The sequence below is a fragment of the Nonomuraea sp. NPDC005501 genome, assembly GCF_040605905.1.
GTDB lineage: Bacteria > Actinomycetota > Actinomycetes > Streptosporangiales > Streptosporangiaceae > Nonomuraea.
This window is the reverse complement of sequence record NZ_JBEXDT010000002.1, coordinates 95281-109433: the sequence shown is the minus strand read 5'-3', so window position 1 is coordinate 109433 and position 14153 is coordinate 95281. Positions and strand designations below refer to the sequence as shown.

Below are 14153 nucleotides of genomic sequence, written 5' to 3'. Positions count from 1 at the left end.
AGCTCTGTCGAAAGGTTCATGCCGACGACACTACTCGTCGTCTCGCCATCTGTCACATCTCGTCCGATTCCTGAGACGACGGCGTCCCGGAGGGCGTTTCGCCCGGTGGCACGGCGATGGCGAGGGCGGTCAGCACGTCGGCCTTGCGCGGCTGGCCGGAGGCCCTTTTCACGATGTCCCCCGACGGGCCGAGGACGAGGACCGTCGGCGTGCGCAGGATGTCCAGCTCCCGCACCAGGTCCAGGCGTGACTCCGCGTCGATCTCGACGTGCGCGACCCCCGGCACGAGCGCGCTCACGTCCGCCAGGATCCGCCGCGTCGCGCGGCACGGCTGGCAGAACGCGGTGGAGAACTGCACGAGCGTCGCCCTCGGCCCCAGGGGTGCTCCCAGCACGTCGGCCGTGAGCCGGTCGCCGGCCCTGTCGCGCATGCGTCCGTCGCGGCGCAGCCGTACCACCCCGATCCCCGTACCGAGCGCCAGCACGACCAGCACCACCCACACGCCTGTCATCGCCAGGTGCAACCACGGCGGCCCCGGATTCCTTCCGCCCGCCTCAGCTCGGCACCTTGACGGTGACCAGCACCCGGTTCGAGGAGACGTCCATCACGTCGAACCGCGCGATGTCGCCCATCGGGATCCACGTCCGGCCGGCGAAGACCGGCTTGTCCTGGTAGCTCGCCCGGTTGACCGTCCAGCCGTCCGTGACGTCGCGCCGCCCGTCCCGGCCGACCACGACGAGCCGGCACGTCGTGCCGGTCGGCACCCCCGACACACGCACGGAGATCCCCGTCCCGTGCGTGCCGGGGAACGCCGCCACGCTCGCGTAGGCGTCGGTGGACCTGTTCTGGCCGGAGAACTCCTGCTCCGCGGCGGACCGGCGGTCCGGTTTGGGCGACCCGCTCGCTTCCGGACGAGTCTCGGCCAGCACCCTCGGCTGGTCGTCCCGCGCCTTGGCCCGCGGCTCCTCGGTCGCCTTCGCGCGCGGCGCGTCACTCGCCGAGGGGGCGGCGTCACGAGCTCTCGACGCCCCCTCGTCAGGCCGGGACGCCGGGGCCGACGCCGTCGTGCCCGGCTGGTTCACGACGGCCGTCCACACGCCGCCGCCCGCGACGATCGCCGCCGCGGAGGCGGCCACCACCATCAGCATCCGCCCTCTGCGGCGGCGCTTGACGCGCGCGTTCAGCAGCCGGTCGAGCACCTGGCGCGGCGGGCTGGTCACCAGCTGCACCTCACGCTCGGACACCTTCTCCAGGAACGCCGACACGCCCTCCAGCTCCACCAGCTCGGCGCCGCACGCCTCGCAGCCCGCCAGGTGGGCGTCGACCTCCAGCGCCTCGTCCGGCTCCAGCGCGCCCAGGGCGTGGGCGCCCAGCGCGATCCGCGCCTCCTCGCACGTCATCACGGCGCCAGCCCCCGCTCCTCCAGGGCGAGCTTCAGCGCCCGCAGCGCGTAGTAGGTGCGCGACTTGACCGTGCCGGGCGGTATGCCCAGCGTGGCCGACGCCTCCTTCACCGATCGCCCCCGGTAGTAGACCTCCAACAGCACCTCGCGGTGCTCGGGCCGCAGCGCGGCCAGCGCCTCCGCCACGGCCCACGACTCGACCGCCCGCTCCAGCTCGTCGTCCGCGGGGACGACGGCCAGCGCCTCGTCGCCGGTCTCCTGCGGGCGCGACCGGCGCGCGCGGTGCTGGTCGACCACGAGGTTGCGGGCGACGGTGAACAGCCAGGCGCGGATGGGCCGGTCGGTCAGCGCGTCGGGGTGCCGCCACGCCCTCAGCAGCGTCTCCTGCACCACATCCTCCGCCCGTCCGGCGTCGCCGGTCAGTCGCAGCACGTAACCGTAGAGCGGCCCGGCGTGCTCGTCGAAAAGGGTCCGCACGAGCTCCTCGTCGGCGGTGCCTGCTGGACTCACGCCCTCATCACGTACGGGCGGGCGGGCTGGTTCAACGCCGCGCGGAAGTCCGTCACGCGCCGCGTCGTCATCCCGCGACGAGCCGTCCACCGGGCCCTCTCCCGAAGGCGGCTTCCCCGGCGGTCAGCCCGCCGGGCGCCGGCGCCGGGTCACAGCTTCTGGCCGCTGAGCGGCACGTCCCTCGCCTCGGCCGAGAACTCCAGCCCGTCCGCCACATTGCGCACCCCCGTCACCTTCACGTCGAACGGCAGATCGCCCTTGAACGGGATCGTGTAGCTGACCAGCTTGGCGAGCGTGTCGGGCACCCCCTCGATCTTCTGCGCCCGCAGCAGGATGCCCCCGTCGGCCACCTCGACCTGCATCTCGGCGTCGAACTTGACCTTGGTCACGCCCACCGCCACCTCACCCGAGGCGACGAGCCGCGAGCCGTTCCCGCTGATCTTGACGCCCTTGGGCGCGTACTTGTCGATCGTCGCCCTGGTCAGGGTGCCCCGGACGGTCAGCCGTCCGGCCCTGACGTCGGCCCGGTTCTGGATCACGTCGGCGAGCGGCGCCGTCACGTCGTAGGCGACGCCCTGGAGGCTCTTCACCGGCACGCCGCCGTAGGTGAGCGTGCCCAGATCGAACCGCACCTCCGGGTAGCGGCCCGAGACGGCCTGCGTGAGGAACGGGATGCCCTCGATCGACACCTCCGGCTGCCGGTCCAGATCGGCGGAGGCCGCGATCCGGTTGGACAGGTCCCGCTCCACGCCCGCGACCGCCACCCGGTCGACGACGGCGAGGAGGACTCCCAGCACGATCAGGAAAACGAGCAGCTTGCGCATCGGGCTCCCTGTCTCAGGCCACGGATCATGAGCTTATCGACTGCAATGCCCCTTCCCCGCCGGGCCGCGTGCTCACCGCGAAGTCGTCATCCGCCCGCGAAGGGCGGCAGCACCTCGACCGTCGCCCCCTCGCCGAGGACCACGGCGTCATGCGGACGCTTGCCGACCGGTGAGCCGTCCACGAGGAAGGAGGAACGGCTCACCACCCGGGCGAGTTCGGCGCGATCCCGTGTGATGTTCGTCATGAGTTCGCCGAGTGTCGCCGCCTCGAACGGCTCCTCGGCGACACCCGCCGCTTCCTTCGCCGCGGCCCAATACCGCACTTTTCCAGTGGCCATGGCAACCTCATACTCGTAGCTCTGCCATTGTGCGACATCCTTAACACCGTCGTCGCAGGTAAAACGCTGTTCATCTGATGGACGCCCAATGGACGCGACATTCGCGTGGGTTATCCTCCCCTACAGGACCTGGGCGATGTAGCCCCCGGGTCCTTGCGCGTTTGAGGAGGCCGAAATGAGCAACCTGCTCCTGCTGACCAACGCCCTCGAGCCGTCCTCCGAGGTGCTTCCGGCGCTGGGGCTGCTGCTCCACTCGGTCCGTGTCTCCCCCGCGGAGGCGTCCGCTCTCATCGACGCGCCACCGGTGGACGCCGTGCTCGTGGACGCCCGCAAGGAGCTCGTCCACGCCAAGAGCCTGTGCCGGCTCATCCGCACCACGGGCATCGACTGCCCGCTGCTGGTGGTCGTCACCGAGGGCGGGCTCGCCGCGATGACCGCCGAGTGGGGCGTCGACGACGTGCTGCTCGACAGCGCCGGACCGGCCGAGGTCGAGGCGCGGCTGCGCATGGCGACCGGCCGCATCTCGCAGGCCGGCGGCGAGGACGTGCCCGACGAGATCCGCAGCGGCGACCTGTCCATCGACGAGGCCACCTACACGGCCCGGCTGCGCGGGCGGGTGCTCGACCTGACGTTCAAGGAGTTCGAGCTGCTCAAGTACCTCGCCCAGCACCCCGGCCGGGTCTTCACCCGGGCGCAGCTGCTGCAGGAGGTGTGGGGGTACGACTACTTCGGCGGCACGCGGACGGTGGACGTCCACGTGCGGCGGCTGCGGGCCAAGCTCGGCACGGAGTACGAGTCGCTGATCGGCACGGTCCGCAACGTCGGCTACCGCTTCGTCCCGGACCGTACCGACCCGGCCCACGTCTGACCCGGACATGGCGGAGGCCCGCCCATTCGCTGGGCGGGCCTCAGCGGTGGGTCAGCTCGTCACCGTGATGCGGTCGGTGGCGGGCGGGGCGATCGGGTTGTCCTTGCCGAGGTGCTCGACGAACGCGTCGATGTCCAGCGGCCCGCTCCAGAGGTCCGTGCCGTCCTTGAAGGCGAGGAACGCGTCACCGCCGCCGACCAGGAAGTTGTTGGCCGCGACGCGGATCTGCTGCGTGTCCGTGACGGGGGCGCCGTCGATGCGGATGTCCGACACCTTCGAACCCCACGGGGCGGACGTGCTGTAGGTGTAGGTCAGGTTCGCCGAGGGCTGGAGGATCTTGGTGAACGCCTGGTTGTTGGGCCCACCGGTGAACTGCTGCTCCAGCACCGTCTTGAGCTGCGCGCCGGTCAGCGTGACCACCTGCATGAGGTTGTTGAACGGCTGGACGGTGAACGCCTCGCCGTACGTCACGACGCCGGGGCCCTCACCGGCCGACGAGCCCGCGTAGGTGAGGGGCGCGCGGACGCCGCCCGGGTTCATGAGCGCGACCTGCGCGTTGCCGCCGGTCCTGGTGGCGGCGAGCTGCGCGTCGGCGATGAGGTCGCCCAGCGGCGTCTCGCCGCTCGGCCCGCCCGTGTTCGGGATGTCGGCCGTGATGCGGCCCACGGGCTTGTTGGCGACCGGCGCGACCCGGTCCTTCCATGCCTTCACGAAGTCCGAGACATCCCGGTCCGGTTCGACCGTGCGCGTCACGACGTGGTTGTCCGCCACGACCGAGGAGCGCACGACGTCCCGCGTGCGGACGTCCACGTTCAGGTCCACCTGCGTGATGACGCGGCCGAACGAGCCGCCCTGCGAGTAGAGGCGGTCCTGGCCGGCCGGGTCCTTGACCTTGCACAGGTACGCCTGGTGCGAGTGACCGCTGAGCACCACGTCGATCTCGGGGTCGACCTGCGTGGCGATGCGGTTGCCGGCGCCGGGGACGGCGCTGCACGCGTCGGGCGACTGCCCGGCGTTGACCTGGTCGCCCTCGTGGACGAGCACGACCTGGGCCTTGACGCCGAGGACCTTGAGCACCTTGGAGGCGACGTTCGCGGCCTTGACCTCGTCCACGAACTTGAGGTCCTTGATGCCCTCGGCCGTGACGATGCCCGGCGTGGTCTGCGTGACCAGGCCGATGAAGCCGACCGGCACGCCGTTCATCCACTTGACGCTGACCGGCGGCAGCGCGGGAACGCCCCAGTCGGACAGCAGCTTCCGGACCGCGGGCTGCTCGCCGAGCGCCGCCAGCGCGTCGGTCTTCTCCCCGCGGTTCTTGAACAGGACGTTCGCGCCCACGTAGTCGTACTGGGCGCCCTTCCACTCCCCGGCGGGCGAGCAGCCGTCGACCGGGTGGCAGCCGCCCTTCATGATGCGCCGCAGCTCGGCGTAGCCCTCGTCGAACTCGTGGTTGCCGACCGCGGCGACCTTCAGCCCGAGCTTGCCGAGGAACTCGACCGACGGCTCGTCGTGGTAGGCCGCGGAGATCAGCGGGGTGGCGCCGATGAGGTCGCCCTGCGCCACCGCGATCGTGTTCTTGTCGGTGTGGGCCTTCATGTGGGTGGCGATGTAGGCGGCTCCGCCGGCATCCACCGTCGCGCCGGTCTCGTCGACCATGCGTCCGGAGGAGCCCGTGGGGGGTTCGAGGTTGCCGTGGAAGTCGTTGAGGGCGAGCAGACGGACGGGAACCGTCCGGGGGGCCTGCTTCGCGTCCGCCGGGACCGCGGCCAGCAGGGCCGAGGCGGTGGCGACGGCTCCGGCCACCGCGAGCCGGAGGAGGGAACGAGACATCATGGCCCAAGACGTTACGGTGCGAAGCTTTGCGGCCAATGTCGCAAAGGTAACGATTCACCCGCCGGTGGCATGGCGCGTTTTGCCAGTCGTACGCCTAGAGTTCGATCTGTGACGGCACGCGTGGAAGTCCGGCAACGGCTCTCTGACCAGGAAATCACCGAGGTGCTCTCGCTCGTCGAGGCGGCGACGGAGGCCGACGGCGTCCGCCCGCTCAATGAGCACGTCATGCTCCACCTGCGCTACGGCGGCGACCCGCACGCGCGGTCGGTGCTGCTGTACGCCGGCGACGTCCTGGCCGGGTACGCGCACGTGGACCCCACCGACGAGGTCGAGGGGCCGAGCGGGGAGCTCGTCGTCCACCCGGCCCACCGCCGCGAGGGGCACGGCCGGCGGTTGCTGGGGGCCGTGCTCTGCGAGGCCGGCGGGCGGCTGCGGCTGTGGGCGCACGGCGACCACGACGGGGCCGGGGCCCTCGCCGCCTCCCTGGGGCTCCGGCGGGTGCGGTCCCTCTGGCAGATGCGCCGGTCGCTGTACGCCCCCCTGGGGCCGTACACGCTGCCCGACGGGGTGCGGCTACGGGCGTTCAGGCCCGGCCAGGACGAGGAGGAGTGGCTCAAGGTCAACGCCGCGGCCTTCGCCCACCACCCCGAGCAGGGCGCGTGGACCCTGGACGACCTGCTCAGGCGGGAGCGGGAGCCGTGGTTCGACCCCGCCGGGTTCTTCCTGGCCGTACGGGGCGAGCGGCTCGTGGGATTCCACTGGACGAAGATCCACGGATCCTCCGACCACGGGCACGAGCCGCTCGGCGAGGTGTACGTCGTCGGCGTCGACCCCTCCCAGCAGGGCACCGGCCTCGGCAAGGCGCTCACACTGGCCGGACTGAGCCACCTGCGCTCGCGCGGGCTCGCGCAGGCGATGCTCTACGTGGACGAGACGAACACGGCCGCGATCAGGCTGTACGAGGCGCTGGGGTTCGCGCGCTGGGACGCCGACGTCATGTACGCCGCTACTCCACCACCCAGTGCAGAGCGAAGTAGGTGAGAGCGGCCACCAGCGCCGCGGCCGGGATCGTGAGGATCCAGCCGGTCACGATGTTGCCCGCCACGCCCCACCGCACGGCCGACAGCCGCTTGGTCGAGCCGACGCCCATGATGGCGCTGGTGATGGTGTGGGTCGTGGAGATGGGCGCGCCGAACCCGATCGCCGCGGTGTAGAGGACCGTCGCCGCCGCCGCCTCCGCCGCGAAGCCCTGCGGCGGGTCGAGGGCGATGATGCGCCGGCCGAGCGTGCGCATGATGCGCCAGCCTCCGGCGTACGTGCCGAGGGAGATCGCGCTCGCCGCGGAGATGATGACCCACTGCGGAATGGGGTCCTGCTCCCCGGCGTAGCCGCCGACCACGAGCGCCAGGAAGATCACGCCCATCGTCTTCTGCGCGTCCTGCAGGCCGTGGCCGAGCGCCATGGCGGCGGCCGAGACGGTCTGGGAGTAGCGGAAGCCGCGGTTGGTCTTGCCCGGCTGCGCGTGCCGGAAGATCCAGTAGATCCCGATCATGATCGCGGCCGCCAGCGTGAAGCCGAGCAGCGGGGACAGGATCATGGGGACGACGACCTTCTCCAGCACGCCGTCCCAGTGGACGACGCTGGCCGAGGCCAGCGCCGAGCCCACGAGGCCGCCGATCAGCGCGTGGCTGGAGGAGGAGGGCAGGCCGAAGTACCAGGTGATGAGGTTCCAGACGATCGCGCCCACCAGGGCCGACGCCACGATGACCAGCCCGTGCGAGCCCTGTGGCGCGTCGATGATGCCCTTGCCGACGGTCTGGGCCACCTGCGTGCCGAGGTGGGCGCCGATGAAGTTCATCGCCGCGGCCATGAACAGCGCCGCCCTGGGGGTGAGGGCGCGGGTCGAGACCGAGGTCGCGATGGCGTTCGCCGCGTCGTGGAAGCCGTTGGTGTAGTCGAAGGCCAGCGCCACGACGACCACGCCGATGACGAGGGCGAGCGTGAGGTCCACGGGCCTAGCTTTCCTTGACCGCGATCGACTCGACGGTGTTGGCCACGTGCTCGAAGGCGTCGGCCGCCTCCTCAAGGGCGTCGATGACCTCCTTCATCTTCATGACCGTCAACGCGTCGTACTCGCCGCTGAACAGCTTGGCCAGCAGCCGGCGGTAGACCTGGTCACCCTGGTTCTCCAGGCGATTGACCTCGATCCAGTACTCGTTGAGGTTCTTCATCGAGCGAAGGCGCGGCATCGCCTCGGCGGTCAGCTCGGCCGCCCGCTCCAGCACCTCGACCTGACGCACGACGTCCTTGGGGAGGTGGTCGATCTGGTAGAGGACGATGAGGTCGGAGGCCGCTTCCATGGCGTCCATCACGTCGTCGAGGTTCGAGGCGAGGCGGTAGATGTCCTCGCGGTCGAACGGCGTGATGAAGCTCTCATTGAGCCGGTTCATGATCGCATGCGTGCGGTCGTCGCCGGCATGCTCGCAGGCGCGCATCTTCTCGGCCAGGGCTTCCCTGTCCGACCCGTCACTGATGATCTCAACCAGCAGACGGGAGGCCGTGACCAGGTTGTTCGCCGAGTCGGCGAACAGGTCGTAGTAGCTGTCCTCACGTGGCGTGAGACGCAGGCGCACGTCGTTCTCCAGATGTGCGGGGATGGTCCGTGGAAGAGAGTACGGCTTACCAGGCGAAATGCGAACTTCATGTCCCCTTCTCCTAGTCGCTACCCTCCGTATGCTCTGCGACACCGGGGAATCTGTCGGTCCGGGGGCCATCTCGCTGAGGACTTGTTTGCCGTACGGTCACCATCTTCGTGAGTTTCCTCCCGGACCGCCAGCCTGGTCAGATCCGCGTCCGGTGGAAGTCCTTGAACGACCTGGACGGCGTCGGCCCCCGCTGTCCCTGGTACCGGGACCCGTACTTCTCCGACCCGTACGGATGCTCCGCCGGCGAGCTGAGCCGGAACACGCAGAGCTGCCCGATCTTCATCCCGGGCCACAGCTTGATGGGCAGAGTCGCCACGTTCGACAGCTCCAGCGTCACATGCCCGCTGAACCCCGGATCGATGAACCCGGCCGTCGAATGCGTCAGCAGCCCCAGCCGCCCCAGCGAGCTCTTCCCCTCCAACCTGGACGCCAGATCGCTGGGGAGCGTGATGACCTCGTACGTCGAAGCCAGCACGAACTCACCCGGGTGCAGGATGAACGGCTCGTCCCCGTCCGGCTCCACCATGCGCGTCAGGTCCGGTTGCTCGGTCGAGGGATCGATGTGCGGGTACCTGTGGTTCTCGAAGACCCGGAAGAACCGATCGAGCCGCACGTCGATGCTCGACGGCTGGATCATGTCCCGATCGAACGGTTCGAGCGCCAACCGTCCCGAGTCGATCTCGTTCTGGATGTCACGGTCAGAGAGCAGCACGTGGAGCAACCTACCGTGTACGGGCTCGCTCCTACCGTGTGCGGGCCTGCTCCTGCCGTGTACGGGCTCGCTTCCGGCGCGTGCGGGCTTGTCGAAGTGGGCTGGGTTTCCGCTACAGTGGGACCGCGGCTTCTGCCGATGCGGGTGTAGTTCAATGGCAGAACATCAGCTTCCCAAGCTGACAGCGCGGGTTCGATTCCCGTCACCCGCTCCACTTCATACTGTGGCAGGCCCAGCTCTCGTGTATGCGTGAGGGATATCGCCCTTCCTCTGTAGTCTCTTGAGGACAAGGAGGGGAGCGGGCATGACCGCCCAACCGCAGGACTTCATCTCCGTCGGCGCGCCTCTGCCTGAGAAGAACCTGCGAGGCATCCGCGCCGCGCTGGTCGTCCCGGAAGATCGCGAGGCTTTCGACGCCGGGCTCAAGGCTGTGCTCGACGAGGTCAGGGTGAGCCTGGATCTTGGAGCACTGAACGCTTTCGTGCACCGCTGGTGGATCTCCGCGTGTGACACCGCAAAGGATCCCGAGGGGCGCCGTCAGATGCACGTCCGCGCCCAGCAGGCTCTGGCCGGCGAACCCGTTCCCCAGGGGAGGCCATGGCGGGCTTACGCACCCGTTCGGAGAACGTGGTCTCGCCACCTATGTGGTTCTGGACCGGCAGCGCGAGGTCTACCTTTGTTCGCATCGAATGGCCGTAGGTGCGTGCCCGTTCTCACAGCGATCAGCGGGGAGTCACGGGAACTCACGGTCACTCACGACCGGCCTCAGGCCCAGGTCAACGCCTCTACGAGCAAGGCCCCTGCGATTCCCGAGCTGACGACGTGGGTCCGATTCGCGTCAGGATTCAGGCTTCAGAAGATGCTGGAAGGCTTCGTCTGTGGTTTTCAGCACGGCCGGGCCGTGCAGTGGCGCCGGCCATATCTGAAGGTAGTGGTCATCTACCCAGCAGCGTTCTTCATCGATTCCTCTGATGTGATATCGCAAACGGTATGTACCGGAGCCGGACAGCAGCGGGGAAAGGTCGTGTGCCTTTTCGTCGTCCCAGTCCATGAGCCATCCCACCAGGAAGACCTCGCCCGATGGGGCGTCAAAACTCATCTCCCCGATGTCCTCATAACCGTCGAGGTCAGCACCTGGATCCCGGTCGGCTGCGGTCACCGTAAACGGAATGTCCCCCCACTGCGTGGCGATGTTCAGGCTCGCGAGGCCTCTCCCCTCCGACCTCATGAGCCCAGGTGCGTGAGCTTGTGAGTCGCTTGACCCGTCGGCGGCTTCATAATCCCCCCGATCCATGAGATAGACCCGACCACAGTCCTCCACCTCCACCTCCATCCGCTTCGTACGCACGGCTGAAGATCCGTCTCTGCTCATGGCGGGAAGCATAGATTCCGTCCACGACGGTTTCAGATGCCGGAGCAGCGCAGCAAGCCTGCCCCGCGAGCGATGGACACACGGCAGCTTCCGTGCCGGACGCGTGCCAGAACAGGCGGGAACCAAGCATCGCCTTCATGATCGCCGTGGTATCGCGGTCGCCGGCACAGGTGCGAGCTCCGGCGGGCGTAGTCTTCCCCGGTGAACACTCCGAGGGCCTCCTGGCGTAACACGACGCACGACTGGGCGAGCGGCGTGGATGTCAAGCACCTCTCGTACATCCGGCAGAACCCGGCCGTGTTCGCTCCAGGTGGCGTCCGGCATCTGATCTTCGAGGTCCTTGCCTATGCGGCTGACGAAGCCGAGAGCAACCACGGGGGGCATTGCACCGTCACCCTCCACCCCGACGGCTCGGTGTCCGTGGCGGATGACGGACGAGGCACCGACACCCGCATCGACGATCACGGACAAGCCGTGAAGAAGCCCGTCATGGCATCGAAAGACCTGCGGTTCTTCGACAACCCCGACGCCCCGTTGCTCCCCGATGGCCATCCGCGCCGGGGCATGTCCGTCGTCGCGGCGTTCAGCGTCCGGCTCGTCCACACCAACCGTCGCCGAGGTGGAGCCTGGACGCAGCGCTACGAACACGGCATCCCCGTCACAGGTCTGACACCGATCAGCGATGACGGCACGACCGGGACGGTCGTCCACTTCCTCCCCCACGAGCACCTGGTCAGGTCGAGCGAGGATTTGGCCGGCGAGCTGGTCAAGCTCCGCGCCCGGTGGGGGATGTTGTCGGTCGAGGTGGACGACCGGCGCTCCCCATAGTGATCTGAGTAGATCGCGGGTGATCGGACGGCCTCCTCCAGCGACCGGACGGGGTAACTCGTGACGATCACCGGGAAGCACGGCCCTGGGCTTGCCTCCGGCGTTCGCAGGCACCTGTCAGGCGTGATCCATCGCGCCCTCTTGCACGTAGCAGCGTCAGGCAGGAGGAGGGGCGGGGCGTAGGCGAGGGGTGGCGGGGGCGGTCCATGCGAGGCGGTCTTGAACCAGCCGCCGGTGGTGAGCAGGAATGCGGTGGGCATCCATGGCCCGGTGCAACAGATCAGGATCGAACCCGTGCGTACCCATGTGGTCGAGGAGAGGGCCATATCGATCAGCCCGGTCTCGCAGGAGCTCCGTGACCAACCGGAGTTCCAGCCGGACCACCGGCACATGGTGAGATCCGCAGGCGATCAGGACGTAATGCTGCCATGGCCCGCTGCCCACGCATTCCATGACATCCGAATCGACTTGCCGCTCGACTGTGCTGAGCTCGACTGCGACTCCATTCACCTCGAACCTGGCGAAGTATTGCGAAGATTCAGGCAGCCATGAGGCGGCGTTGAGGCAGGCAAACGATGAGAGTGCTGCGGCGAACGTGTCCACGTCCTCCCGCCCGGCGAGCAAGATGTCGATGTCCCCGACAGGGAGTGGGACGCCTTGCATGAGCGCTGCGCCGGTGCCACACACGCGATACGCCGTTTCGGTGCCCGCAGCTCCGAAGGCAACGAGCGCCATGTCCAATGCCGTCGTCATATCCGTCGTGTTCAGTGATCTCGCCCCGTCGCCCATGTAGATCAACGTATCAATCATGCGGGTGCGCGAGTCAGTCCCGAAACCCAGTGGGAGACGTCTCCGGCTTCCCGGAACGACCTCCGGTTCCCGACCCGTCAGTACGTGCTCAACGTCCCCTGGTGGAAGTACACCTGCCACCCCTTCTCGGTCGAGTACCGCCACAACGAACTGCGGCGCGCACGGCGACCGTTGTAGTTCGACACATAGGTCAGGTGAACCAAACCGGGGGCGAGCAGCGTCCCAGCCATCTCGCTCACCTGGATCGGAGCCATCGATCGCTCCGGGTCCTGGGAAAGGGCCGCAATGATCGAATCACGGTCCCACAGACGCCCCGAGGCGCCGATCTCGAAGAACTCCGGATCCATCAACTCGCCCATGAGAATGGCCGACGAGCGGACCTCGTGGTCGAGAAGTCGAATTTCCCCGGCGACAGCAGCCTGAATCGAATCGTCCTCGCCCACCATGGCGATCAACCTACAGGACATGCCTCCGGCGAGGGCAGGGCCGGGGTCGGCGGGGCCAAGAAAGCCGGCCGAGCCAGTAATCCGGTGGCCACCAGCCGCCTTCCTGATTAGCGTGACCGCGTGCCCGGTTACGACGATCTCGTAGAACACGCCATTCAGGCATCTGTTCGTGGATGGGACTTCGGCTGGTTGCGCGGCAGAACGACTGGCGGGCAACCATCCTGGGCCTACACCGAGCGAGCCTCGGTGCTGCTTACGACCACGCGGCGACTGCTCGACATGGACACCGGCGGAGGAGAGGTACTGGCTTCTCTGGCACCGCTGCCCCGCCACACCGTGGCCATGGAAGGCTGGCAGCCCAACATACCCATCGCCGCCGAGCGGCTCAGACCGATGAACGTCGCCCTGCTGGGTGGTGCGGCAGATCGCATCCCTGCACGCGACGCCACTTTCGACCTCGTGCTCAACAGGCACGGTGCGCTTGACGCAGTCGAGGTGGCGCGAGTTCTTGCCCCAGGTGGCCGTCTGCTCACCCAGCAAGTAGGCAGCCGCAATGGTCTGGAACTGAACCTCGCCCTGGGCGCACCGCCCCCCGCCGATCCGGAGAGCTGGACCTTGGGCATCGCGGTCGAGCGACTCCACGATTGCGGGATGCTCGTGGTGGACGCTCGCGAAGAGATGGTCGACCACACCTTTCACGACATCGGCGCCGTGGTCTTCCACCTACGCGCCGTCCCGTGGCAGGCTCCCGGCTTCGATCACAAGCGCTACGAGAAACCGCTACGACGGCTCCATGAGCACATTCGGTCCGAGGGCGCTTTCACCGTGCGTGACCACCGCTTCTTCATCGAAGCCGAGCTACCCCGTACCCGACGGCAAGGTCCGCTCGGACTACGTACTTGTCCACACAGAGGATAGGAGGCCCCGGGTTGGCAGGATCTTGCGGCGATACCATCCCCATCATGGCGGATTGGGAGCTTCGGCCGGCTTCGGCGGCGGATGTGGAGGCGGTGGCCGAGTTGCGGGCCGTGGTGATGAGGCCGGATCTCGTGCGGCTCGGGCGGTACGACGAGCACCGCGTGCGACAGCGCCTGCGGGACGCGTTCGTGCCGGTGCACACCTGGATGATCGAGGTGGGTGGCGCCTTCGCCGGTTGCGTGGCACTGCGGCCGGCGAAGGACGCCTACTGGCTGGAGCACTTCTACCTGAACCCCGATCTGCAGGGCAGGGGCATCGGTGCCGCCGTGCTGAGCAGGCTGCTGGAACGGTGCGACCGCGAAGACACCGTGGTCCGGCTGAACGTGCTGCAGGGCAGTCCGGCCCGCAGGCTGTACGAGCGGCACGGGTTCACGGTCGAGACCGAGGACGAGGTGGACGTGTTCATGGTGCGCGCCCCGGCCCCGGCCTCCCCACGGCGATGAGGGAGCCACATCGCGCAGGTCATGGGCCGGATAATGGATGGCCGGACATGAGCAACAAGGAGCTCGACGTCGCCGCCGTGTGAC

General features: G+C 68.4%; 17 protein-coding genes, 1 tRNA gene and 1 pseudogene. 7 read left to right on the top strand and 12 right to left on the bottom strand.

Annotated features, from left to right (window positions below; all coding sequences use genetic code 11):
- Positions 1-52: 52 nt before the first annotated feature.
- From ABZS51_RS02470 to ABZS51_RS02450, 5 genes are all read right to left on the bottom strand, one after another.
- Entirely contained in the window at positions 53-430 is a 378-nt protein-coding gene (locus ABZS51_RS02470) for a thioredoxin family protein (protein ID WP_355435377.1), read from the bottom strand.
- Positions 431-554: 124 nt separating this feature from the next.
- Entirely contained in the window at positions 555-1400 is an 846-nt protein-coding gene (locus tag ABZS51_RS02465) for a zf-HC2 domain-containing protein (RefSeq protein ID WP_355435374.1), read from the bottom strand.
- Positions 1400-1912, bottom strand: a complete 513-nt coding sequence (locus tag ABZS51_RS02460) for a sigma-70 family RNA polymerase sigma factor (RefSeq protein ID WP_310706932.1) — start codon at positions 1910-1912, stop codon at positions 1400-1402. The genes ABZS51_RS02465 and ABZS51_RS02460 overlap by 1 nt, the downstream gene beginning before the upstream one ends.
- A 149-nt stretch (positions 1913-2061) precedes the next feature.
- Complete coding sequence (locus tag ABZS51_RS02455) at positions 2062-2736, bottom strand: DUF2993 domain-containing protein (protein WP_355435147.1); 675 nt, start codon at positions 2734-2736, stop codon at positions 2062-2064.
- Positions 2737-2822: 86 nt separating this feature from the next.
- Positions 2823-3074, bottom strand: coding sequence for a MoaD/ThiS family protein (locus tag ABZS51_RS02450; RefSeq protein WP_355435144.1), 252 nt, complete (start codon positions 3072-3074; stop codon positions 2823-2825).
- Positions 3075-3249: 175 nt separating this feature from the next.
- Between ABZS51_RS02450 and ABZS51_RS02445 the strand changes: the two genes are divergently transcribed.
- Entirely contained in the window at positions 3250-3942 is a 693-nt protein-coding gene (locus tag ABZS51_RS02445) for a response regulator transcription factor (RefSeq protein WP_310706935.1), read from the top strand.
- Positions 3943-3993: 51 nt separating this feature from the next.
- On the opposite strand, the gene ABZS51_RS02440 is transcribed toward ABZS51_RS02445, so the two are convergent.
- A complete protein-coding gene (locus ABZS51_RS02440; RefSeq protein ID WP_355435140.1) occupies positions 3994-5775 on the bottom strand; it encodes a bifunctional metallophosphatase/5'-nucleotidase in 1782 nt (593 codons plus the stop codon).
- Between the two features lie 108 nt (positions 5776-5883).
- On the opposite strand from ABZS51_RS02440, the gene mshD reads away from it, so the two are divergent.
- Entirely contained in the window at positions 5884-6816 is a 933-nt protein-coding gene (gene mshD / locus ABZS51_RS02435) for a mycothiol synthase (RefSeq protein ID WP_355435136.1), read from the top strand.
- Here the strand turns inward: mshD and ABZS51_RS02430 are convergent.
- The 3 genes from ABZS51_RS02430 to dcd all read right to left on the bottom strand — a co-directional run bounded on the left by ABZS51_RS02430 (position 6782) and on the right by dcd (position 9192).
- Positions 6782-7786: an anion permease gene (locus tag ABZS51_RS02430; RefSeq protein ID WP_310706938.1), complete on the bottom strand. Its 1005-nt coding sequence runs from the start codon at positions 7784-7786 to the stop codon at positions 6782-6784. The two genes, mshD and ABZS51_RS02430, sit on opposite strands and share 35 nt — an antisense overlap.
- Before the next feature lie 4 nt (positions 7787-7790).
- Complete coding sequence (locus tag ABZS51_RS02425; RefSeq protein ID WP_310706939.1) at positions 7791-8408, bottom strand: DUF47 family protein; 618 nt, start codon at positions 8406-8408, stop codon at positions 7791-7793.
- A gap of 208 nt (positions 8409-8616) precedes the next feature.
- Positions 8617-9192 (bottom strand): dCTP deaminase, encoded by a 576-nt coding sequence (gene dcd / locus ABZS51_RS02420; RefSeq protein ID WP_310706940.1) that lies wholly within the window; start codon positions 9190-9192, stop codon positions 8617-8619.
- A 140-nt stretch (positions 9193-9332) separates the two neighbouring features.
- Between dcd and ABZS51_RS02415 the strand changes: the two genes are divergently transcribed.
- Together ABZS51_RS02415 and ABZS51_RS02410 are read left to right on the top strand one after the other, a co-directional pair.
- Positions 9333-9406, top strand: a tRNA-Gly gene (locus ABZS51_RS02415).
- A gap of 90 nt (positions 9407-9496) precedes the next feature.
- Positions 9497-9790, top strand: a pseudogene (locus ABZS51_RS02410) (DUF6247 family protein); the annotation flags it as partial.
- A gap of 240 nt (positions 9791-10030) precedes the next feature.
- Here ABZS51_RS02410 and ABZS51_RS02405 read toward each other — a convergent pair.
- Positions 10031-10564, bottom strand: coding sequence for a hypothetical protein (locus ABZS51_RS02405; protein ID WP_355435398.1), 534 nt, complete (start codon positions 10562-10564; stop codon positions 10031-10033).
- Between the two features lie 489 nt (positions 10565-11053).
- On the opposite strand from ABZS51_RS02405, the gene ABZS51_RS02400 reads away from it, so the two are divergent.
- Entirely contained in the window at positions 11054-11392 is a 339-nt protein-coding gene (locus ABZS51_RS02400; protein ID WP_355435132.1) for a hypothetical protein, read from the top strand.
- A gap of 156 nt (positions 11393-11548) precedes the next feature.
- Here the strand turns inward: ABZS51_RS02400 and ABZS51_RS02395 are convergent, their stop codons facing one another.
- On the bottom strand, positions 11549-12202 hold the full coding sequence (locus tag ABZS51_RS02395; protein WP_355435129.1) for a hypothetical protein: 654 nt from the start codon (positions 12200-12202) through the stop codon (positions 11549-11551).
- Between the two features lie 77 nt (positions 12203-12279).
- Entirely contained in the window at positions 12280-12798 is a 519-nt protein-coding gene (locus ABZS51_RS02390; protein WP_355435126.1) for a DUF4440 domain-containing protein, read from the bottom strand.
- Between ABZS51_RS02390 and ABZS51_RS02385 the strand changes: the two genes are divergently transcribed.
- Both ABZS51_RS02385 and ABZS51_RS02380 read left to right on the top strand, forming a co-directional pair.
- Complete coding sequence (locus ABZS51_RS02385) at positions 12769-13566, top strand: class I SAM-dependent methyltransferase (RefSeq protein ID WP_355435124.1); 798 nt, start codon at positions 12769-12771, stop codon at positions 13564-13566. The two genes, ABZS51_RS02390 and ABZS51_RS02385, sit on opposite strands and share 30 nt — an antisense overlap.
- A gap of 44 nt (positions 13567-13610) precedes the next feature.
- On the top strand, positions 13611-14069 hold the full coding sequence (locus tag ABZS51_RS02380) for a GNAT family N-acetyltransferase (protein WP_355435121.1): 459 nt from the start codon (positions 13611-13613) through the stop codon (positions 14067-14069).
- The last annotated feature ends 84 nt before the right edge of the window (positions 14070-14153 follow it).

What these genes read in the sequence shown, in the direction of transcription:
- ABZS51_RS02470 (WP_355435377.1), bottom strand. Translation starts at nt 430, where the DNA reads ATGCGCGACAGGGCCGGCGACCGGCTCACGGCCGACGTGCTGGGAGCA.
- ABZS51_RS02465 (WP_355435374.1), bottom strand. Translation starts at nt 1,400, where the DNA reads ATGACGTGCGAGGAGGCGCGGATCGCGCTGGGCGCCCACGCCCTGGGC.
- ABZS51_RS02455 (WP_355435147.1), bottom strand. Translation starts at nt 2,736, where the DNA reads ATGCGCAAGCTGCTCGTTTTCCTGATCGTGCTGGGAGTCCTCCTCGCC.
- ABZS51_RS02450 (WP_355435144.1), bottom strand. Translation starts at nt 3,074, where the DNA reads ATGGCCACTGGAAAAGTGCGGTATTGGGCCGCGGCGAAGGAAGCGGCG.
- ABZS51_RS02445 (WP_310706935.1), top strand. Translation starts at nt 3,250, where the DNA reads ATGAGCAACCTGCTCCTGCTGACCAACGCCCTCGAGCCGTCCTCCGAG.
- ABZS51_RS02440 (WP_355435140.1), bottom strand. Translation starts at nt 5,775, where the DNA reads ATGATGTCTCGTTCCCTCCTCCGGCTCGCGGTGGCCGGAGCCGTCGCC.
- ABZS51_RS02405 (WP_355435398.1), bottom strand. Translation starts at nt 10,564, where the DNA reads ATGAGCAGAGACGGATCTTCAGCCGTGCGTACGAAGCGGATGGAGGTG.
- ABZS51_RS02400 (WP_355435132.1), top strand. Translation starts at nt 11,054, where the DNA reads ATGGCATCGAAAGACCTGCGGTTCTTCGACAACCCCGACGCCCCGTTG.
- ABZS51_RS02395 (WP_355435129.1), bottom strand. Translation starts at nt 12,202, where the DNA reads ATGATTGATACGTTGATCTACATGGGCGACGGGGCGAGATCACTGAAC.
- ABZS51_RS02380 (WP_355435121.1), top strand. Translation starts at nt 13,611, where the DNA reads ATGGCGGATTGGGAGCTTCGGCCGGCTTCGGCGGCGGATGTGGAGGCG.